At 69.7% G+C, this 20,376-nt stretch carries 16 protein-coding genes and 6 tRNA genes; 9 read left to right on the top strand and 13 right to left on the bottom strand.

What is annotated here, in order from left to right; all coding sequences use genetic code 11:
- Window positions 1–35: 35 nt before the first annotated feature.
- The 3 genes from KUM32_RS12145 to KUM32_RS12135 all read right to left on the bottom strand — a co-directional run bounded on the left by KUM32_RS12145 (window position 36) and on the right by KUM32_RS12135 (window position 852).
- Window positions 36–108: transfer RNA gene (locus tag KUM32_RS12145), tRNA-Gly, on the bottom strand.
- An 80-nt stretch (window positions 109–188) separates the two neighbouring features.
- Window positions 189–260 (bottom strand) — tRNA-Gly (locus KUM32_RS12140).
- 274 nt (window positions 261–534) lie between these two features.
- A complete protein-coding gene (locus tag KUM32_RS12135; RefSeq protein ID WP_217141857.1) occupies window positions 535–852 on the bottom strand; it encodes an Lsr2 family protein in 318 nt (105 codons plus the stop codon).
- Window positions 853–1,192: 340 nt separating this feature from the next.
- Here KUM32_RS12135 and purS point away from each other — a divergent pair, with 340 nt between their 5' ends.
- The 3 genes from purS to purL are packed head-to-tail and all read left to right on the top strand — an operon-like array spanning window position 1,193 to window position 4,421.
- Entirely contained in the window at window positions 1,193–1,465 is a 273-nt protein-coding gene (gene purS, locus KUM32_RS12130) for a phosphoribosylformylglycinamidine synthase subunit PurS (protein WP_063482444.1), read from the top strand.
- Window positions 1,462–2,166, top strand: a complete 705-nt coding sequence (gene purQ / locus KUM32_RS12125) for a phosphoribosylformylglycinamidine synthase subunit PurQ (RefSeq protein WP_217141856.1) — start codon at window positions 1,462–1,464, stop codon at window positions 2,164–2,166. Before purS ends, purQ begins: the two co-directional genes overlap by 4 nt.
- Window positions 2,163–4,421, top strand: coding sequence for a phosphoribosylformylglycinamidine synthase subunit PurL (gene purL, locus KUM32_RS12120; RefSeq protein WP_217141855.1), 2,259 nt, complete (start codon window positions 2,163–2,165; stop codon window positions 4,419–4,421). The genes purQ and purL overlap by 4 nt, the downstream gene beginning before the upstream one ends.
- A 51-nt stretch (window positions 4,422–4,472) precedes the next feature.
- Here the strand turns inward: purL and KUM32_RS12115 are convergent, their stop codons facing one another.
- The gene (locus KUM32_RS12115) at window positions 4,473–5,057 is read right to left on the bottom strand and encodes a Uma2 family endonuclease (protein WP_217141854.1); all 585 of its coding nucleotides are present in this window, start codon (window positions 5,055–5,057) and stop codon (window positions 4,473–4,475) included.
- 178 nt (window positions 5,058–5,235) lie between these two features.
- Here KUM32_RS12115 and KUM32_RS12110 point away from each other — a divergent pair, with 178 nt between their 5' ends.
- The 4 genes from KUM32_RS12110 to purM all read left to right on the top strand — a co-directional run bounded on the left by KUM32_RS12110 (window position 5,236) and on the right by purM (window position 9,587).
- Window positions 5,236–6,033, top strand: a complete 798-nt coding sequence (locus KUM32_RS12110) for a maleylpyruvate isomerase family mycothiol-dependent enzyme (RefSeq protein WP_217141853.1) — start codon at window positions 5,236–5,238, stop codon at window positions 6,031–6,033.
- A 36-nt stretch (window positions 6,034–6,069) separates the two neighbouring features.
- Window positions 6,070–6,861: an META domain-containing protein gene (locus tag KUM32_RS12105; protein ID WP_217141852.1), complete on the top strand. Its 792-nt coding sequence runs from the start codon at window positions 6,070–6,072 to the stop codon at window positions 6,859–6,861.
- 62 nt (window positions 6,862–6,923) lie between these two features.
- Complete coding sequence (gene purF, locus KUM32_RS12100; RefSeq protein WP_217141851.1) at window positions 6,924–8,450, top strand: amidophosphoribosyltransferase; 1,527 nt, start codon at window positions 6,924–6,926, stop codon at window positions 8,448–8,450.
- Window positions 8,451–8,504: 54 nt separating this feature from the next.
- Window positions 8,505–9,587 carry a phosphoribosylformylglycinamidine cyclo-ligase gene (gene purM / locus KUM32_RS12095; protein WP_217141850.1) on the top strand — a complete coding sequence of 361 codons (1,083 nt, stop codon included), beginning with the start codon at window positions 8,505–8,507 and terminating at the stop codon, window positions 9,585–9,587.
- 69 nt (window positions 9,588–9,656) lie between these two features.
- Here the strand turns inward: purM and KUM32_RS12090 are convergent, their stop codons facing one another.
- On the bottom strand, window positions 9,657–9,908 hold the full coding sequence (locus KUM32_RS12090; protein WP_217141849.1) for a DUF3073 domain-containing protein: 252 nt from the start codon (window positions 9,906–9,908) through the stop codon (window positions 9,657–9,659).
- 310 nt (window positions 9,909–10,218) lie between these two features.
- Complete coding sequence (locus KUM32_RS12085) at window positions 10,219–11,313, bottom strand: Glu/Leu/Phe/Val dehydrogenase dimerization domain-containing protein (RefSeq protein ID WP_217141848.1); 1,095 nt, start codon at window positions 11,311–11,313, stop codon at window positions 10,219–10,221.
- Between the two features lie 218 nt (window positions 11,314–11,531).
- Between KUM32_RS12085 and KUM32_RS12080 the strand changes: the two genes are divergently transcribed.
- Together KUM32_RS12080 and bldC are read left to right on the top strand one after the other, a co-directional pair.
- On the top strand, window positions 11,532–12,383 hold the full coding sequence (locus tag KUM32_RS12080; RefSeq protein WP_217141847.1) for a hypothetical protein: 852 nt from the start codon (window positions 11,532–11,534) through the stop codon (window positions 12,381–12,383).
- Window positions 12,384–12,915: 532 nt separating this feature from the next.
- A complete protein-coding gene (gene bldC / locus KUM32_RS12075; RefSeq protein WP_003949541.1) occupies window positions 12,916–13,122 on the top strand; it encodes a developmental transcriptional regulator BldC in 207 nt (68 codons plus the stop codon).
- A 482-nt stretch (window positions 13,123–13,604) separates the two neighbouring features.
- Here bldC and KUM32_RS43415 read toward each other — a convergent pair whose 3' ends face one another.
- The 7 genes from KUM32_RS43415 to KUM32_RS12045 form a co-directional block, all read right to left on the bottom strand.
- The gene (locus tag KUM32_RS43415; RefSeq protein ID WP_254405424.1) at window positions 13,605–13,799 is read right to left on the bottom strand and encodes a DUF6274 family protein; all 195 of its coding nucleotides are present in this window, start codon (window positions 13,797–13,799) and stop codon (window positions 13,605–13,607) included.
- A gap of 241 nt (window positions 13,800–14,040) precedes the next feature.
- A tRNA-Asp gene (locus KUM32_RS12070) sits at window positions 14,041–14,115 on the bottom strand.
- Between the two features lie 93 nt (window positions 14,116–14,208).
- Window positions 14,209–18,183 (bottom strand): ATP-dependent RNA helicase HrpA, encoded by a 3,975-nt coding sequence (gene hrpA / locus KUM32_RS12065; RefSeq protein ID WP_217141846.1) that lies wholly within the window; start codon window positions 18,181–18,183, stop codon window positions 14,209–14,211.
- A gap of 224 nt (window positions 18,184–18,407) precedes the next feature.
- Window positions 18,408–18,481: transfer RNA gene (locus KUM32_RS12060), tRNA-Phe, on the bottom strand.
- Between the two features lie 24 nt (window positions 18,482–18,505).
- A tRNA-Asp gene (locus tag KUM32_RS12055) sits at window positions 18,506–18,580 on the bottom strand.
- 50 nt (window positions 18,581–18,630) lie between these two features.
- Window positions 18,631–18,703, bottom strand: a tRNA-Glu gene (locus KUM32_RS12050).
- A gap of 80 nt (window positions 18,704–18,783) precedes the next feature.
- The gene (locus KUM32_RS12045) at window positions 18,784–20,358 is read right to left on the bottom strand and encodes a metallophosphoesterase (RefSeq protein WP_217141845.1); all 1,575 of its coding nucleotides are present in this window, start codon (window positions 20,356–20,358) and stop codon (window positions 18,784–18,786) included.
- Window positions 20,359–20,376: the final 18 nt, after the last annotated feature.

Below are 20,376 nucleotides of genomic sequence, written 5' to 3'. Positions count from 1 at the left end.
ACCCCGGTCCTCAGGGGACCGGGGTCTGATTCCCGAGCGGACGACGAGGCTCGAACTCGCGACCTCAACCTTGGCAAGGTTGCGCTCTACCAACTGAGCTACGTCCGCATTGCCCCCGACCGGCCTTCACCGATCGGTGCGAGCACCAGCCTACCTGATCGACTTGCGTGATCGGTACGGCGGTGCAGAGCGGGTGACAGGAATTGCACACTGCGCCTTCCCCCTGGAAGGGGGATGTTCTACTACTGAACTACACCCGCATGTTCCGTGAGCCCGGCCTTTCGGCCTCGCCCCTCGGCGTGCTCCAGACTCTAGCCGATCACCCGGGGTGTTGCGCAAGTCGGTTGCCGCGAGGGGCGGCTGAGCGGCTGTCGACCGCCGGCCGGGGGGGGGAAGCGCGCCACCGCGGACGGTGCCTCTCGCGCCCTACCCCCGCCTACCCCCGCGCGCCCTACCCCCGCGCCTCCCGCGCACTACCCCCGCGCCCCCCGCGCGCGGCGGCTCACCGCCGGCGCCTCACTGTGCCTCGGCGAATCACTGCGCCTCGGCGAACGCCTCGTACACCCTCTTCGGGATCCGGCCCCGCGCGGGCACGTCCATCTTGTTCGCCTGGGCCCAGGCCCGGACGGCCGCGGGGTCGGGGGCGACCTCCGTCTGCCGGTACGCCCTGCCGGAGCGCGACCGCTTGCGGCCGGCCGTCACGTAGGGCTCGAGGGCCTTGCGCAGTTTCCGGGCATTGGCTTCGTTCAGGTCGATCTCGTACATCCGGCCGTCGACTCCGAAGGCGATCGTCTCCGTCGCTTCCGAGCCGTCGATGTCGTCAAAGAGAGTGACCACGACACGCTGCGCCACGAATATCGGTCCCTTCGTGCGGCATCTCCGCGATGACGTGCCAAGACGCCGCGATGATGCCGACTGTTCGCCTGTAATTGGGCAAAGTATCGGCTAATGACATTTCATTTGTACAGTGCCCGGCATTGCAATGGGAAGCCCGACTAAATCTCTCCGCGTGTCTGTCGCGCAATAGGTGTCCGGGCTCGATCCGGGATCTTTCCCAAAGCTTTTCGTCAGCGCCTCCCGTCGAGTCCGAATCGTGACAGGGCTCACGTAGTTTCCTCCAAGGCTACGCGCGTAGAAATTTTGTACGGGTAGTCTGAAGGGACCTGCTCAGCACCACACACCGGGAGTGCCAGTGGCACGCGTCGTAGTCGACGTCATGCTCAAGCCGGAGATCCTCGACCCCCAGGGCCAGGCGGTGCAGCGCGCACTGCCGCGACTGGGTTTCGAAGGGATCTCGGACGTACGTCAGGGAAAGCGATTCGAACTGGAAGTGGACGGACCGGTCGACGACGCCGCCCTCGCCCGCATCCACGATCTCGCGGAATCCTTCCTCGCCAACACCGTGATCGAGGACTTCACCGTCAAGGTCGAGTCCGACGACGTAGTCGCGGGGGCCGCGAAGTGACCGCTCGTATCGGCGTCGTCACTTTCCCCGGCAGTCTCGACGACCGGGACACGCAGCGCGCGATCCGCGTCGCCGGTGCCGAACCCGTCGCCCTCTGGCACAAGGACAAGGACCTCAAGCAGGTCGACGCCGTGGTGCTGTGCGGCGGTTTCAGTTACGGCGACTATCTGCGCGCCGGCGCCATCGCGCGCTTCTCGCCGGTGATGGACACCGTCATCGACCAGGCCAGGGCCGGCCTCCCGGTGCTCGGCATCTGCAACGGCTTCCAGATCCTCACGGAGGCCCACCTGCTGCCCGGCGGGATGCTCGGCAACGACCACCTGCACTTCATCTGCCGCGACCAGAAGCTGCGGGTGGAGAACGCGGACACCCTCTGGACCAGCGACTACACCGCCGGCCAGGAAATCAGCATCCCCCTGAAGAACATGGACGGGCGCTACGTCGCCGACCGGCGGACGCTGGACGAGCTGGAGGCCGAGGGCCGCGTCGCCTTCCGGTACGTGACCGACGGCGAAGCCGCTCACGGATACGGCAACCCCAACGGCTCGCTCAACGACATCGCCGGCATCACCAACGCCGCCGGGAACGTCGTCGGCCTCATGCCGCACCCCGAGCACGCCGTCGAGCCGCTGATCGGCACCGGCCGCACCGACGGCCTCCCGTTCTTCACCTCGATCCTCAAGAAGCTGGTCAACGCATGAGCCGGACGCCTCTGGACACGGTCGAGCACGCGGCCGCGACCCCCGACGTCGAGCTGCCCTGGGCCGAACTGGGCCTGAAGAAGGACGAGTACGAGCGGGTGGTGGAGATCCTCGGACGCCGCCCGACCGGCGCCGAGCTCGCCATGTACTCGGTCATGTGGTCCGAGCACTGCTCGTACAAGTCCTCCAAGGTCCACCTCCGCCAGTTCGGCGAGAAGGCCCCCGCCAACGACGCGATGCTCGTCGGCATCGGCGAGAACGCCGGTGTGGTCGACGTCGGCCAGGGCTACGCGGTCACCTTCAAGGTCGAGTCGCACAACCACCCGTCGTACGTGGAGCCCTACCAGGGCGCGGCCACGGGCGTCGGCGGCATCGTCCGCGACATCATCGCGATGGGCGCCCGCCCGGTCGCGGTCGTCGACCCGCTGCGCTTCGGCGCGGCCGACCACCCCGACACCAAGCGTGTCCTGCCCGGCGTCGTCGCCGGCATCGGCGGCTACGGCAACTGCCTGGGCCTGCCCAACATCGGCGGCGAGGTCGTCTTCGACGCCTGCTACCAGGGCAACCCGCTGGTCAACGCCGGTGCCATCGGCGTCATGCGGCACGAGGACATCCACCTCGCCAAGGCGTCCGGCGCGGGCAACAAGGTCATCCTCTACGGCGCCCGCACCGGCGGCGACGGCATCGGCGGCGCCTCCATCCTGGCCTCGGAGACCTTCGACGACGCCAAGCCGTCCAAGCGCCCCGCCGTCCAGGTCGGCGACCCCTTCCAGGAGAAGCTCCTCATCGAGTGCACCCTGGAGGCGTTCAAGGAGAAGCTGGTCGTCGGCATCCAGGACCTGGGAGCGGCGGGCCTGTCCTGCGCGACCAGCGAACTGGCCTCGAACGGCTCCGGCGGCATGCGGGTCACCCTGGACGACGTACCGCTGCGCGACTCCACGCTCTCGCCCGAGGAGATCCTCATGAGCGAGTCGCAGGAGCGCATGTGCGCGGTCGTCGAGCCGGGCAAGGTCGACCGCTTCCTGGAGATCTGCGAGAAGTGGGACGTCATCGCCACCGTCATCGGTGAGGTGACCGACGGCGACCGCCTGGAGATCTACTGGCACGGCGGCAAGATCGTCGACGTCGACCCGCGCACGGTCGCCCACGAGGGCCCGGTCTACGAGCGCCCCTACGCCCGCCCCGAGTGGCAGGACGCCCTCCAGGCCGACGACGCGAACAAGCTGCCGCGCCCGCAGTCGGGCGAGGAGCTGAGGGACCAGGTCCTGAAGCTGGTCGGCTCCCCGAACCAGGCGTCCAAGAAGTGGATCACCCAGCAGTACGACCACTTCGTACAGGGCAACACCGTCCTCGCCCAGCCCGAGGACTCGGGCATGATCCGCGTCGACGAGGAGACCGGCCTCGGCGTCGCGATCGCCACGGACGGCAACGGCCGCTATGCCAAGCTCGACCCGTACACGGGTGCGCAGCTCGCCCTCGCGGAGGCGTACCGCAACGTGGCCACGACCGGCGCGAAGCCGCTCGCGGTCTCCGACTGCCTGAACTTCGGCTCGCCGGAGGACCCTGCGGTCATGTGGCAGTTCGCGGAGGCCGTGCGCGGTCTGGCCGACGGCTGCCAGCAGCTGGGCACCCCGGTGACCGGCGGCAACGTCTCGCTCTACAACCAGACCGGCGAGGCCGCCATCCACCCGACCCCGGTGGTCGCGGTCCTCGGCGTCATCGACGACGTGGCCCGCCGCACGCCGGTCGCCTTCCAGGAGGAGGGGCAGCTGCTCTACCTCCTCGGCGACACGCGTGAGGAGTTCGGCGGCTCGGCCTGGTCCCAGGTGATCCACGACCACCTCGGCGGCCTGCCCCCGAAGGTCGACCTGGAGCGCGAGCGGCTGCTGGGCGAGATCCTGATCTCCGCCTCCCGCGACGGCATGATCGACTCCGCGCACGACCTGTCCGACGGCGGCCTGGTCCAGGCGGTCGTCGAGTCGGCACTGCTCGGCGGCAAGGGCGCGCGTCTGGTCGTACCGGACGGGCTCGACGCCTTCACCTTCCTCTTCTCGGAGTCGGCGGGCCGCGCGGTCGTCGCCGTCCCGCGCTCGGAGGAGGTCCGCTTCAACGACATGTGCGGCGCCCGCGGCCTGCCCGCCACCCGCATCGGTGTCGTGGACGGCGACGCGGTGGAGGTCCAGGGCGAGTTCACCCTCCCCCTGACCGAGCTGCGCGAGGTCCACGAGGGCACGATCCCGGCGCTGCTGGCGTAGTCGGCCCGAGAGGACGAGGTCCCGCCCCGCACCGGACGGGACCTCGTCCGCTCAGCGCACGTAGTTCTTGAGGATCTCCGTGTCGAGCTCGATGCCCACGGGATCGGGGAGCGCCACCGTCTCGCCGAACTTGGCGACGTGGACGTCGCGGTAGCCGCCGATCCGCCGGTCGGGGGAACTGTGCACCGTGATCGTGCAGGAGTCCCGGTCGATCAGGAGATACAGGGGAATCCCCGCCTGCCCGTACGCGGCCGGTTTCTCGTACCGGTCCCGTCGGTCCGTGTCCGAGTCGTACGAGGTGACCTCGACGACCATGAGCGCGCCGCCCGGGTCGGCCCATTCGCCGTGCCCCGCGAAGTGGGCCTCCGGCGCGAGCACGGCGTCCGGCCGCGCCCTGCTCTGCCGGTACGCGTCGACCCGGAGGCCTCGCCCGTAATACAGGTCCAGGTCGGGCCGGGCCTGCATACAGCGCTTGGCCAGCCAGGACACGATGGTGTCGTGGTCCCCGTCCGTCACTTTCTTGACCTCGATCCGTCCGTCGATGAACTCCAACGTGACGGTCTCGGGAGCGGCGGAGGCGATCGTTTCGAACTCGTCCACCGACATCTGAGACGTGTGCTCGGCCATAACCGTCATGTTGCACCTCCTTCCAGGCGCGGACCAGTGTTTCCGTGCCCCGGCGCTTCGGGGGCCGGTTTCCGCCGCCAGACACACGTACGAGTGACTGCCCGGGCGGCCGCAGTCCCGCCGGCCGCCCTGGACCCCCGGTAGTACCCCGAGCGCCCCACCGGCCCCGCGGGCTAGGCTCGCCGCCATGCCGCCCGCCAGGAAACGCGCCCGCGCCTACGACCCCGCACGTACCCGCACCGCCGTGCTGGCCCAGTTCGGCAGCGTACGGACAGCCGTCCGCACCCTTACCGCGCAGCAGCTCGCCCTGCCCACGCGGCTCGGCGACTGGACGGTGCGGGAGCTGGTCGCGCACGTCGGGATGGCCCTGACCGCCCTGCACCGCGCCGTGGACCGGCCCGCGCCGCCCCGGCAGGACGTGCAGGTCACCGAGTGGCCCTTCGCCACCGCGGGGAACTCCGCCGCGATCGCCGACTTCACCCGGAAGCTCGCCGCGGACCACCCCGACCTCGACGCCTACCTCGCCGACGTCGAGGAGAGCCTGCGCGCGCTGCTCGCCGAGCACCCCGGCAGCCGGCTCCTGGAGACCAACGCGGGCGCCCTGCCGCTGGACGACTACCTCGTGACCCGCACCGTCGAGCTGGTCGTCCACACCGACGACCTCAACGCCGCCGTGCCCGGCCTGGACATCCCGCACGACCGGCAGGCGCTGGCGTCCGCGACCCGGCTGCTGGCCGACGCGCTCGCGGTGAAGGCGCCCGGCGGGTCGACGGAGGTGCGGGTGCCGCCGTACGCCGTCGTGCAGTGCGTCGAGGGCCCCCGGCACACCCGTGGCACGCCGCCCAACGTCGTCGAGACCGACCCGCTGACCTGGATCCGGCTGGCGACCGGACGACTGGCCTGGAAGGACGCCCTGGACGACGCGAAGGTGAGCGCGAGCGGGGAGCGGGCCGACCTGGGGGAGCTGCTGCCGCTGCTGGGCTGAGGGGAACCGGACCCTCCCCGCCTCCGTCGAATGGGCATGTACAGGAGCAAGCAGCAGCGCAGCATGACCCTGACCGCGGCGGCCGTCGCCGCGCTCGTCCCGCTCGCCGCGGCCTGCGGCGGCGAGAAGGCCGACGGCGGCAGCGGCTCCGTGGGGACGGGGGAGCGGCCCGTCACCGGCGTCCAGTGGCACATCGACAGCGTCACCGTGGACGGCACCACCCACCGGGCGCCGGACGCGGCACGGGTCCACATCACCGACCGGGGCGACGCGGTGGGCAGCACCGGCTGCAACACCTTCAGCGCCCGCGCCGACGTCGACGGCGAACGCGTCCGGCTGAGCGACGCCGTGTTCACCGAGAAGGCCTGCGACAGGACGCCCCCCGCCTTCGAGAAGTCCCTCGGCCGCACCCTCACCGCCGGCCCGCTGACCACCGACGCGCAGGGCGAGCGGCTGACGCTCACCACCTCCGAAGGCGACACCGTCCGGCTGACGAGGCCGCGGCAGGCGTCCCTGTACGGCACGGAGTGGACCGTCACGGCCCCCGGACACAAGGGCCGCACCCACCTCACCTTCGACCGGGACGCGGGAACCGTCTCGGGCCGCCTCCCCTGCAACCACGTCAACGCCACGGCCACGGTCCGCGACGGACATATCACCCTCGGCGCCCCGACCACCACCCGAATGATGTGCGAAGGCTCACTCATGGACGCCGAGAAGCGCGTACTGCGGCTTTTCGACGGCCGCGTCGACTACCGCATCGATCAGGAGACCCTCACGCTGACCAGCGACGACGGCACCACCGTCCGAGCCGTCGCCGGTCAGTGACCCGTCCGTGAGCCCGTATCCCCAATTCGGACCAGTGGTCGACCTCGCCTACACTCGGGAACGTGCCACGTGGTGACGGTCGACTCAATCACGATCTACTTCCCGGCGAGAAGGGCCCCCAGGACGCTTGTGGCGTCTTCGGCGTCTGGGCTCCGGGCGAAGAGGTCGCAAAGCTCACGTACTTCGGGCTCTACGCCCTCCAGCATCGGGGCCAGGAATCCGCGGGAATCGCGGTCAGCAACGGCTCCCAGATCCTCGTCTTCAAGGACATGGGCCTGGTGTCCCAGGTCTTCGACGAGACCTCGCTCGGTTCGCTCCAGGGTCACATCGCGGTCGGACACGCCCGCTACTCGACCACCGGCGCCTCCGTGTGGGAGAATGCCCAGCCGACGTTCCGTGCCACCGCGCAGGGCTCCATCGCGCTCGGGCACAACGGCAACCTCGTCAACACCGCCCAGCTCGCCGAGATGGTCGCCGACCTGCCCAAGCAGGACGGACGCTCCACGCGCGTCGCGGCGACCAACGACACCGACCTGGTCACCGCGCTCCTCGCGGGCCAGGTGGACGACGACGGCAAGCCGCTGACCATCGAGGCGGCGGCCGGCAAGGTGCTGCCCCAGGTGCGCGGCGCCTTCTCCCTCGTCTTCATGGACGAGCACACCCTGTACGCCGCCCGCGACCCGCAGGGCATCCGCCCGCTGGTCCTCGGCCGGCTGGAGCGCGGCTGGGTGGTCGCCTCCGAGTCCGCCGCGCTCGACATCTGCGGCGCCGCGTACGTCCGCGAGATCGAGCCGGGCGAGTTCGTCGCCATCGACGAGAACGGTCTGCGCACGTCGCGATTCGCAGAAGCGAAGCCCAAGGGCTGCGTCTTCGAGTACGTGTACCTGGCCCGCCCGGACACCGACATCGCCGGCCGCAACGTCTACCTCTCGCGCGTCGAGATGGGCCGCAAGCTGGCCGCGGAGGCCCCCGCGGAGGCGGACCTGGTCATAGCGACCCCGGAGTCCGGCACCCCCGCCGCCATCGGCTACGCCGAGGCGTCCGGCATTCCCTTCGGCGCCGGCTTGGTGAAGAACGCCTACGTCGGACGCACCTTCATCCAGCCCTCGCAGACCATCCGCCAGCTCGGCATCCGCCTGAAGCTGAACCCCCTGAAGGAAGTCATCAAGGGCAAGCGGCTGGTCGTCGTCGACGACTCCATCGTCCGCGGCAACACCCAGCGGGCCCTGGTCCGCATGCTCCGCGAGGCCGGCGCGGCCGAGGTCCACATCCGGATCTCGTCCCCGCCCGTGAAGTGGCCCTGCTTCTTCGGCATCGACTTCGCCACCCGCGCCGAACTCATCGCCAACGGCATGAGCATCGACGAGATCGGCACCTCGCTGGGCGCCGACTCCCTGGCCTACATCTCCATCGACGGCATGATCGAGGCGACGACGATCGCCAAGCCGAACCTGTGCCGCGCCTGCTTCGACGGCGAGTACCCGATGGAGCTCCCCGATCCCGAGCTGCTCGGCAAGCAGCTCCTGGAGACCGAGCTGGCCGCCGGGCCCGCCGCCACGGCCGCCGCCGACGCCATCCGTCGCCCGTAGCCGTCCGTCCGCAATACCTGCCGTACGACACAAGAGTCAGAGGTTCTCATCGTCATGTCTGACACGACTGGTGCCAGCTACGCAGCGGCGTCCTACAAGACAGCAGGTGTCGACATCGAAGCGGGCGACCGCGCCGTCGAGCTCATGAAGGAGTGGGTCAAGAAGACCCAGCGCCCCGAGGTCCTCGGCGGCCTCGGCGGTTTCGCCGGCCTCTTCGACGCCTCCGCCCTCAAGAACTACGAGCGTCCCCTGCTCGCCTCCGCCACGGACGGCGTCGGCACCAAGGTCGACATCGCCCGTCAGCTGGGCGTCTACGACACGATCGGCCACGACCTGGTCGCCATGGTCATGGACGACATCGTGGTGTGCGGCGCCGAGCCGCTCTTCATGACCGACTACATCTGCGTCGGCAAGGTCCACCCCGAGCGCGTCGCCGCCATCGTCAAGGGCATCGCCGAGGGCTGTGTGCTGGCCGGCTGCGCCCTGGTGGGCGGCGAGACGGCCGAGCACCCGGGCCTGCTCGGCGAGGACGACTTCGACGTCGCCGGCGCCGGTACGGGCGTCGTGGAGGCCGACCGTCTGCTGGGCCCGGACCGCATCCGCAAGGGTGACGCGGTCGTCGCCATGGCGTCCTCCGGGCTTCACTCGAACGGGTACTCGCTCGTCCGCCACGTCCTGCTGAACGAGGCCGGCCTGTCGCTCGACGCCCACCTGGACGGCCTCGGCCGCGCCCTCGGCGAGGAGCTGCTGGAGCCGACCAGGATCTACTCCCTGGACTGCCTGGCCCTCACGCGCACCGCCGAGGTCCACGCCTTCAGCCACGTCACCGGAGGCGGACTCGCGGCCAACCTGGCCCGCGTGATCCCCGACGGCCTGCACGCCGTCGTGGAGCGCTCCACCTGGACCCCCGGCGCGATCTTCGACCTCGTCGGGAAGACCGGCAAGGTCGAGCGCCTGGAGCTGGAGAAGACCCTCAACATGGGCGTGGGCATGATCGCCATCGTGCCCGAGGAGTCCACGGACGTGACGCTGGCGACCCTGGCCGACCGTGGTGTGGACGCCTGGGTGGCCGGAGAGATCACCGACCGGGGCGACCACGGGACGGGCGCCGCGCTCGTCGGCGACTACGCCGCCTGAGTCTTCGCGGGTAGCACAGAACCCGGTCGGTGACTTCCGTCACCGACCGGGAAAGTGCTCAGTACAAGGTCAAGCGCCGCGTCGCTGCTGCGGGGACTGGCCGTCCTCGTCTTCGGCGTCGTCCTCATAGAGGTCGGCGTACCGTGCGTACACGTCGTCGTCCTGCTCATCGTCCTCGAATCGCTCGCTGTTCGGCGGTTGCGAATTCGATGGCGATGCGCCCAGCTCCTCGGCCAGGCGGGAGAGATCAGTCCCACCGCTGTTGTACTTCAGCTGGCGGGCGACCTTCGTCTGCTTGGCCTTGGCCCGGCCGCGCCCCATGGCTCGACCCCCTCAACGACGGGGCTCGACGGCCCCAGAGTCTTGACACGCGTTCATGGTCCGGAACGGGCTCTCCGTGGAGAGACCGGTCCGTAGGGCTTCCACGGTACCTGAGCCCACGCCCATACGGTACGTCGCCCGCAGGACGTGGCCGCGCCCAGGACCTTCGAGGCGCCCCGTCCTCGCTGGTCAACGGCGATTTTAACCACCTTTTGGCGGTCGACCCGCCGGGAGAAGTGAGAGTTCTCTCCAACTGCCCGCCGACGGGTACCGATCAAACGTTCGAAGACCCGGTCCCGGTGGGGCGGCATCACCGCCGGGTGCGCGCCTCCGCCATCCGCTGCTCGGCGATCCGGTCGGCCGCCGCGGCCGGCGGAATACCGTCCTCCTTCGCACGTGCGAATATGGCCAGCGTCGTGTCGTAGATCCCCGCCGCCTTGCGCTTGCACCGGTCGAAGTCGAAGCCGTGCAGCTCGTCGGCGACCTGGATGACACCGCCGGCGTTCACCACGTAGTCGGGCGCGTAGAGGATGCCGCGGTCGGCGAGGTCCTTCTCCACGCCCGGGTGGGCGAGCTGGTTGTTGGCCGCGCCGCACACCACCCTGGCGGTCAGCACCGGCACCGTGTCGTCGTTCAGCGCGCCGCCGAGCGCGCACGGAGCGTAGATGTCCAGGTTTTCGACCCGGATCAGCGCGTCGGTGTCGGCGACGGCGACCACCGAGGGGTGCCGCTCCGTGAGGCCCCGGACGACGTCCTTGCGCACGTCGGTGACGACCACGTGCGCGCCCTCGGCCAGCAGGTGCTCGACCAGGTGGTGGCCGACCTTGCCGACGCCCGCCACGCCGACGGTGCGGTCGCGCAGCGACGGGTCGCCCCACAGGTGCTGGGCCGAGGCGCGCATGCCCTGGTACACGCCGAAGGCGGTGAGCACGGAGGAGTCCCCCGCGCCGCCGTTCTCGGGGGAGCGTCCGGTCGTCCAGCGGCACTCGCGCGCCACGACGTCCATGTCCGCGACGTACGTGCCGACGTCGCAGGCGGTGACGTACCGGCCGCCGAGCGAGGCGACGAACCGGCCGTAGGCGAGGAGCAGTTCCTCGGACTTGATCTGCTCCGGGTCGCCGATGATCACGGCCTTGCCGCCGCCGTGGTCGAGGCCGGCCATGGCGTTCTTGTACGACATCCCGCGCGCGAGGTTCAGCGCGTCGGCGACCGCCTCCGCCTCGCTCGCGTACGGATAGAAGCGCGTACCGCCGAGCGCGGGGCCCAGAGCGGTGGAGTGGAGGGCGATGACGGCCTTGAGACCGCTTGCACGGTCCTGGCAGAGCACGACTTGCTCATGACCCCCCTGCTCCGAGTGGAACAGGGTGTGCAGTACATCAGCAGGTGCGCCGGTTACGTCGGTCACGGTGGTGACTCCTGTGTAGGTGCGGCGGGTGAGACGGGCCCCGTGCGGGTGGCGGGGACTGTGGCACGAGATTAGGGCCTGCCGCGGTTTCCCCGCCGCCAAGTGCTCAGGATCACCTCCGCACGGAGTACCGGCGTGCGACGATTTGCAGAGGTTCCCGCGCGTTTGTGACCGACTTCCGCAGGTTTTCGCGGCGGTGCGCGGGGGAGGGAGCAGGCGTGCCCAAGGTGTCCTCGGTGATCGTCCCCTACGCGGCGTACCTGCGCGTCTACGAGCCCCTGGCCGCCTTCCCGGAGCCGGAGCGCGGGTACTGGGCCCGCTACGCGCGCCGTACCGATCTGCCGTCCTACCAGGACGAACTGCGCCGCTCCCTGGCCGACCTGCTGCCCACCCCGCCGGTTCCCGTACCGGTGCACGAGAGCGCCGACGCCTTCGTGACCGAGGCCGACGGCGTGGTCTGCGTCTGCCCGTGGCGGACCCGGCTGCGCGGCTGGCAGGCCCTGGCGGAGCTGGCCGGGGACTTCCCGGATCCGGTGCTGGACGCCCTGCTCCCGCCGGTCGTACGCCGGCAGGCCGCCAAGGACTACGAGCGCTGGCTCGAGCGCAACCCGGACGCCCGCCCGTGGATCCGCACGTCGACCTGGCAGGTGCCGATCAACTGGTTCGTGCTCGTCTCCGACGAGGAGCGCGAGTACGACAAGGGGGGCGGCGGCGCCGGGGCCGACGCGCCGGTACTGCGCTACCGGACGCCGATGGTGCAGGCGCGCCGTCGGGTGGCCCGGGGCCTCAGGGCCCTGAAGGAGGTCATGGACGAGGGGCCGCTGATCGACGGCCTGGTGGACGTGGGGCGCTGGCTGGAGGAGTTCCACCCGCGCTCGCTGGTGGAACTCGACTACGGCGGACTCGTGCACGCCCTGCCGGCCGGCGACCTGGAGGACGACCACTCCGCGGCGGACGTGGCCGAGGGCATCGAGGCGCTGCGCCACGGCGACGGGGACTCGGCGGGTGCGGCCTACGGACGGCTCGTGGAGCGGTGGCGGTCCGTACGGGACCGACGGTCGGCGAACTGACGTTTGACGTACCGCTCGTTTTGGGGTTTCGTCTTCCGATCCGACATCCGCCCCGGGTGTGCTGATGCCTTGTCAAGACGGGACGTAGGTCCCGATCCGGGCGTTTGTGTCAAGCGTGACGGACCGCACGTACATCACTCTTGCGCCGCTTCCCCCTCCTCATGCCAAAATAGGACAAGGAGCCCGGGGAGGACTCCTTCCGTCCTGCCGTGATGCACTGTGGGCGGAATCTCCGCATTGCACGCTTTGGGGGGTCTGGTGACTTCTGATCGTCCTGTGACTGATCGTCACAGTGGCGTGACTGTCCGCTATGGCACGGTCCATCGGCTTCCGTCGCTGATGAACACCTGGGAGGGCAATTCCATCGGTTTGGCCGACGCGGCTGGACAGATGGTGTAGTTGTAGTGCCGAGGACAAGCCGTTCGTCCTATAACCGACTCGACTCGCGTCCGCCATTTCGGGCAACGCGGGTCAAGGTGCAGAATTTAGAGGAAAGAACCGAGAAGGTTCGGTTCTCCCGAGGAGGCCGCTCATGACCGCTCGCACCCCTGATGCCGAGCCGCTGCTGACCCCGGCTGAGGTCGCCACCATGTTCCGCGTCGACCCGAAGACGGTCACGCGCTGGGCGAAGGCCGGCAAGCTCACGTCGATCCGCACGCTCGGCGGGCATCGCCGCTACCGCGAGGCCGAGGTCCGCGCTCTGCTCGCGGGCATCCCGCAGCAGCGCAGCGAGGCCTGAACAACTGAATAACCGGGCATGACGGCAGGTCCCCCAACCTGCCCGGACGCTCGGAACCACAGCTCCACACGACGCGGGAACTGCCCCAACAGGTCCCCCGCCCAAGCCGTTCGAACATGTCGGGTCACCGACAGGGTGCGTCGTCGATCGCGCTGGACTCCGCCGGGTCCAGCGCGATCTTTTTGTGTCCGGCCGCCTTCCGCGCCCTGCCTGGTGACAGCCCGTCCGTCCGCCCGATGGGCGTCCTTGTCGGAGTCTGGGGAGGGGTGTCGGATCCGCCGTGCGCGAGGGGCGGGACGGGAGTGCAATTGCACATATTAAATTGACTGGTTGTAGGAGAGGTGTAAGTGCCACCGTTTCAAAAACTCATGCGGTGACACCCGTCACACCACGCGGAGCTTGTTGGCTCCGGTGCGCGTGCGCTAGAGGAAGCGCAGGTTCCATCCGGTCGGCGCGGCAAGGGTGTTGGGGCCGACGGGGGGTCACGCGGTGGGGCCCTCGCCGCCCTCGCCGCCTTCTTGACGGGCCGTCGGGGATGACGGGGCCGGCGAGTCCAGCGCCAGCCGCAACAGCCGGTGGCAGATCGGACAGTGACGCGTCAGGTGACGGTACGACGACGCGGCCGACAGATGCGCACGGAGCAGGGCCCGCGTCTCGTGCCTGACCGGTGCCGTCATACGCCGCCTCCAGGGGCCGTACGGGGAACGTGCCCTGTCTTTGGAGTACCGAGCGAATGTGACGCCGTCAAGACCGCGAGACGGGCGCTGAGGCCTTCTGGGGCCGCGCGACGGACGGTCGTTGGGCCGGAACGCCGCCCAGGGCCTCGGAGGGGGCGGCTGCGCCGCGTGCGCGGCCCCGGGTTCGGCGGGGTGGTGGCAATGAAGAAGGCCCGCACCGATCGGTGCGGGCCTCTCACTGCGGTCCTGACGGGATTTGAACCCGCGGCCTCCACCTTGACAGGGTGGCGAGCACTCCAAACTGCTCCACAGGACCAGGTTTCGCGGCGCTTTTCTTGCGTTGCGCTGCGAGAAGAGACTCTACAGGAGGGTGGGCCCCGGGTCGAACTCACCCTCCGTGCGGGTCCCGTCACGGCACGAGCGCGTCGATCGCCTTCATGATCCGCTTGTCCGAGACGGGATAGGCCGTGCCCAGCGCGTGCGCGAAATAGCTGACCCGCAACTCCTCGATCATCCACCGGACGTCCAGGACCTGCCGCGGCACCGGCCGCCCCCGCGGCATCTGCTCCAGCAGCCACGCGTACTCGTCCCGCATCTCGTGGACCTTCTCCATGCGGGTCGTGTCCCGCTGGACCCCGGTCGGCATCTGCTGCAGGCGCCGGTCGGCGGCGACCAGATACCTCATCAGGTCCGGCAGCCGTCCGATGCCCGCCTCCGTCACGAAACCGGGCTTCACCAGCCCGTCCAGCTGCGCCCGCACGTCCTGGAGGTTCGGCAGCAGAGCGGGACTCCGCACGGCCTTCAGGCGCCGCTCACAGGCCTGCCAGGCGGCCAGCACCTGCTGCACCTGACCCACCGTACGGACGGTCGTGTCGACGATCTCCGCGCGGACCTTGTCGTAGAGCTTGCGGTACGACTCCTCGTCCCACGCCGGTCCGCCGAAGTCCGCGATCAGCCGGTCCGCCGCCGCCGTCGCGCAGTCGTCGAACAGAGCCTGGATCGAACCGTGCGGATTCGCCGACAGGCCCAGCTTCTGCTGGTTGGTCAGCTTCTCGGACGCGAACTTCGCGGGATTGACCGGGATGTTGCGCAGGATCAGCCGGCGCGTGCCCTTCCACATCGCCTGTGCCTGCTCGGCCTCGGTGTCGAAGAGACGCACGGACACCGTGTCGCCGTCGTCCACCAGTGCCGGATAGGCCTTCACCGGCTGACCGGCCCGGCGCGTCTCGAAGACGCGGGACAGCGTGCCGATCGTCCAGTCCGTCAGCCCCGTGCGCTCCACGGACTCGCCGCCGCTGCGCTCCGCGGTGGCCGCCGCGGCCTGCGACAGCGCCTTGCGCGCCTTCGGCTTCAGCCGGAGCTTCAGGGCCTCCAGGTCCTTGTCCTCCGCCAGCTTGCGCCGCCGCTCGTCGACGATCCGGAAAGTGATCTTCAGATGGTCGGGGACCTTCGACCAGTCGAAGTCCTCCGCGTCGAACGGCACCCCCACCATGCGCCTCAGCTCCCGCGCCATGGTCACCGTCAGCGGCTCCTGGAGCGGCACGGCCCGCTCCAGGAACGCCTGCGCGTAGTTCGGCGCCGGCACGTAGTTGCGGCGGACCGGCTTGGGCAGCGACCGGATCAACTCGGTGACGACCTGTTCCCGCAACCCGGGGATCTGCCAGTCGAACCCCTCGTCCGTGACCTGGTTGAGGACCTGGAGCGGGATGTGGACGGTCACCCCGTCCGCGTCCGCACCCGGCTCGAACTGGTACGTCACCCGGAACTTCAGCGGCCCCTGACGCCAGGAGTCCGGATAGTCGTCCTTGGTGACCGCACCCGCCTTCTCGTTGATGAGCATCTCGCGCTCGAAGTCGAGGAAGTCGGGCTGCTCGTGCCGCTTGTGCTTCCACCACGAGTCGAAGTGCGCACCGGAGACGACGTGTTCGGGCACCCGCTGGTCGTAGAAGTCGAACAGCGTCTCGTCGTCGACCAGGATGTCCCGGCGCCGGGCCCGGTGCTCCAGCTCCTCCACCTCGGTGAGCAGCCGGCGGTTGTCCGCGAAGAACTTGTGGTGCGTGCGCCAGTCGCCCTCGACCAGCGCGTTGCGGATGAACAGCTCGCGGCTGACCTCCGGGTCGATCCGCCCGTAGTTCACCTTGCGCTGGGCCACGATCGGCACGCCGTACAGCGTGACCTTCTCGTACGCCATCACGGCCGCCTGGTCCTTCTCCCAGTGCGGCTCGCTGTACGTGCGCTTGAGGAGGTGCCCGGCGAGCGGCTCCACCCACTCCGGCTCGATCTTCGCGTTGACGCGGGCCCAGAGGCGCGAGGTCTCCACCAGCTCCGCGGACATCACGAAGCGCGGCGGCTTCTTGAACAGCGCCGAGCCGGGGAAGATCGCGAACTTGGCGCCGCGCGCCCCCAGGTACTCGTTCTTCGCCGTGTTCCTCCCGCCCTCCGCTCCGGCGTCCTTGACGTCCTTCATGCCGACGTGCGAGAGGAGCCCGGCCAGCAGCGACACGTGCACGCGGTCGTCCGGGGCGGCGTGGTCGGCGTCGTTGAGCTGGATGCCCATCTGCTTGGCGACCGTGCGCAGCTGGGTGTAGATGTCCTGCCACTCGCGGATCCGCAGGAAGTTGAGGTACTCCTGCTTGCACATCCGGCGGAACGACGACGAGCCCCGCTCCTTCTGCTGCTCGCGGACGTACCGCCAGAGGTTGAGGAACGCCAGGAAGTCGCTGGTCTCGTCCTTGAAACGGGCGTGCTGCTGATCGGCCTGCGCCTGCTTGTCCGCCGGACGTTCGCGCGGGTCCTGGATGGAGAGCGCCGCCGCGATGACCATGACCTCGCGGACACAGCCGTTCTTATCGGCCTCCAGGACCATCCGGGCCAGGCGCGGGTCGACGGGCAGCTGGGCGAGCTTGCGACCGGTGTCGGTGAGCCGCTTGCGCACGTCCTTCTGCGCGGGGTCGAGCGCGCCCAGCTCCTGGAGGAGCTGCACACCGTCACGGATGTTGCGGTGGTCCGGCGGATCGATGAACGGGAACTTCTCGATGTCGCCGAGGCCGGCCGCGGTCATCTGCAGGATGACGGAGGCGAGGTTGGTACGGAGGATCTCCGCGTCCGTGAACTCCGGCCGCGCGTTGAAGTCGTCCTCGCTGTACAGCCGGATGCAGATGCCGTCGCTGGTCCGCCCGCAGCGGCCCTTGCGCTGGTTGGCGCTGGCCTGCGAGATCGGCTCGATGGGCAGCCGCTGGACCTTGGTGCGGTGGCTGTACCGCGAGATGCGGGCGAAGCCGGGGTCGATGACGTACTTGATGCCCGGCACGGTCAGCGAGGTCTCGGCGACGTTGGTGGCGAGCACGATCCTGCGCCCGGTGTGCTGCTGGAACACCCGGTGCTGTTCGGCATGGGACAGGCGGGCGTACAGCGGCAGGATCTCGGTGAATCTGTACTTCTTCTTCTCCAGGGCGTCCGCGGTGTCCCGGATCTCCCGTTCACCGGAGAGGAAGACGAGGATGTCACCCTTCCCCTCGCCCATCAGCTCCTCGACGGCGTCGGTGATGGCGGTGATCTGGTCCCGGTCGGCGTCGTCGCCGTCCTCTTCCAGGAGCGGGCGGTAGCGCACCTCCACCGGATACGTCCGGCCGCTGACCTCGATGATCGGGGCGTCGTTGAAGTGCCGGGAGAAACGCTCGGGGTCGATCGTCGCCGAGGTGATGACGACCTTCAGGTCCGGCCGCTTCGGCAGCAGCTGGGCGAGGTAGCCCAGCAGGAAGTCGATGTTGAGGGACCGCTCGTGCGCCTCGTCGATGATGATCGTGTCGTAGGCGCGGAGCTCGCGGTCGGTCTGGATCTCGGCGAGGAGGATGCCGTCCGTCATCAGCTTGATGAAGGTCGCGTCCGGGTTCACCTGGTCGGTGAACCGCACCTTCCAGCCGACGGCCTCACCGAGCGGCGTGTCCAGCTCGTCCGCCACCCGCTCGGCGACGGTACGGGCGGCGATCCGGCGGGGCTGCGTGTGCCCGATCATGCCGCGCACACCGCGGCCGAGCTCCACACAGATCTTCGGGATCTGCGTGGTCTTTCCCGACCCGGTCTCTCCGGCGACGATGACGACCTGGTGATCGCGGATGGCCTCCGCGATCACGTCCTTCTTCTGGCTGACCGGGAGTTGGTCGGGATAGGTGACGGCGGGCACACGGGCCCGGCGCTCACCGATGCGCTGTTCGGCCTTGGCCACCTCCGCCTCGATCTCGGCGAGAACGGCGGCCCGGGCCTCCGGCTTACGGATCTTCCGCGCACCCTCGAGCCTGCGGCCGAGCCGGTGCGCGTCGCGCAGTGACAGCTCGGCCAGCCGGGGAGCGAGGGCGCCGAGGGCGGGGGCGGGGTGCGTAGACATACGGACTCCAGGATCTCATCCTGGAGAAATTCCTGGCGAACGCTTTTGCCGCGGTGCGGCGGCGGTGCGGAGGCCGGCTCCGGCAGCGAGCGGGCAAGGGCGCCGGAAACGGGCAGACAAAGGAGCCGACGCAGCCAACACAGACGATGCAGCCGACACAGACAACGCCCGACACAGACAACGCATACAACAAGGCCCCGATCCGAAGATCGGGGCCTTTGTTGTGGCTGGGGCCGGGGTCGAACCGGCGACCTATCGCTTTTCAGGCGATCGCTCGTACCAACTGAGCTACCCAGCCGTGAGGTTTCACGTGAAACCTCAGCGGTCCTGACGGGATTTGAACCCGCGGCCTCCACCTTGACAGGGTGGCGAGCACTCCAAACTGCTCCACAGGACCATGTGGGTGTGTGCGAACCAACGAAAGTAAGTGTCGCACACCGTACTGCGTGCCCCCAACGGGATTCGAACCCGTGCTACCGCCTTGAAAGGGCGGCGTCCTAGGCCGCTAGACGATGAGGGCTATCGGCCCGCCTGGGCGCTTCGCAGCGCGTCGGGGACGTGAGAAGCATAGGCGATGGCAGGAGGTATCGCCAAAACGCTTTACGGAGGGCCGGGGCTCGCGTCGGAGGGGGACGGGGTGGCGCCCGGTTGGTTCTCCTTCGGCAGGTGGCGGCTGACCTCCGCCGTCGTCAGGCCCAGGCCGCCGAGCTTGATCTCGTCCCAGGCCTGGAGGCGCCGGGTGTCCCGGTCGAAGTAGAGGATCGACGCCTGGATCGGGTCGGGGTTCTTCCCCTCGACGGCGCGCAGGCCGCTGCCGCCGGTGGAGCCTTCGACGCGCAGGCGGGTGCCGTACTTCATGACCTCCATGTCCTCGTGGTGGACGTGGCCGGCGAGCACCAGGGGCACCTCGCCGTCCACCTCGCGCGCCGCCGACGGCTCGTGGGCGATCGCGACGTCCACGGGGGTGCCGGCCGCGGCCTGGTCGCGGAGGGCGGAGGCCAGGCGGGCGCCGGCGAGTTCCTGGGAGGCCTCGGCGCCCTCGGGCCTGGACCGGTCGGGGGTGTACTGCGGGTCGCCGATTCCGGCGAAGCGCAGGCCCGCGACGGTCCGGGCCCGGCCGTCGTCCAGGACGTGCACGTTCTTCAGGTCCTCCAGGTAGTCCTGGGTGACGGTGGAGTCGTGGTTGCCCCGGACCCAGACGTAGGGGGCGCCCAGGTCCTCGATCGGGTCGAGGAACCCGTTCTCCGCGGCCGTGCCGTGGTCCATGGTGTCGCCGGAGTCGACGATCACGTTCACCCTGTACTGCTCCACCAGCGAGGCGATGATCTTCCAGCTCGCCGGGTTGAGGTGGATGTCCGACACGTGCAGGACGCGGATGGTGGTGGGGTCGGGCTGGTAGGCGGGGAGCGTGGACGTGACGTCGTAGAGCTTGGTCACGTTGGTGACCAGGCGGGCCAGTTCCCGCTGGTAGACGTCGAACTCGGTGACGATGCTGCGCGCGTCGCCGACGAGGGAGGGCGCGGAGGAGAGCAGTCCGGAGAACTTCGGCTCCAGGACCGAGTCGGGGTTCCAGGTGGCGTACGCGGTGCCGCCGGAGGCGATCAGCAGGGTGAGGGCGAGACCCCCGGCGCCCAGGGCGCGCCGGGGGCGGCGGTAGACGGCGAGGCCGAGCGCGGTGGCGCCGGTGACGACGGCGACGCAGGAGCGGACGGCGAGGTCGAGTGTGCCGTGCTCGACGTCGCGGGCGACCTCGTCCTGGAGCCCGGAGAGGCGTTCGGGATGGTCGACGAGGGCCTGGGCGCGGTCGGGGTCGAGCTGGTCGACATTGACGTCGAGGCGGACGGGGGCGACGTGGCTGTCCAGCTGGAGTGCGCCCAGCGGGGAGACGTTGATCTTCGTGCCGCCGGTGAGGGAGGGGCGCAGGGTCATGGTCGTGTTCATGGGGCCGACCGGGACCCGGACGTCGCCCACGACCAGCAGGCCCAGCCAGGCGCCGAGCAGGACGACGGCGACGAGTCCGACGGCGCGGGTCCAGGGACGCGCCCGGGGGCCGGGTTCGGTCACCGCGGGCGCCCGGCGGGCCCGGTGGCGGCGGGCGAGGGCGCGTGGGGCGTTGCGGATGGGGTTCACCACCTCGGCCAGGACGTGCAGGACTGCGGCGGGGACGCGGGCCATTGGTCCCCTATGCCCGGA

Source organism: Streptomyces sp. AC627_RSS907, from assembly GCF_019049165.1.
This window is presented reverse-complemented; position numbering and strand designations above follow the sequence as displayed.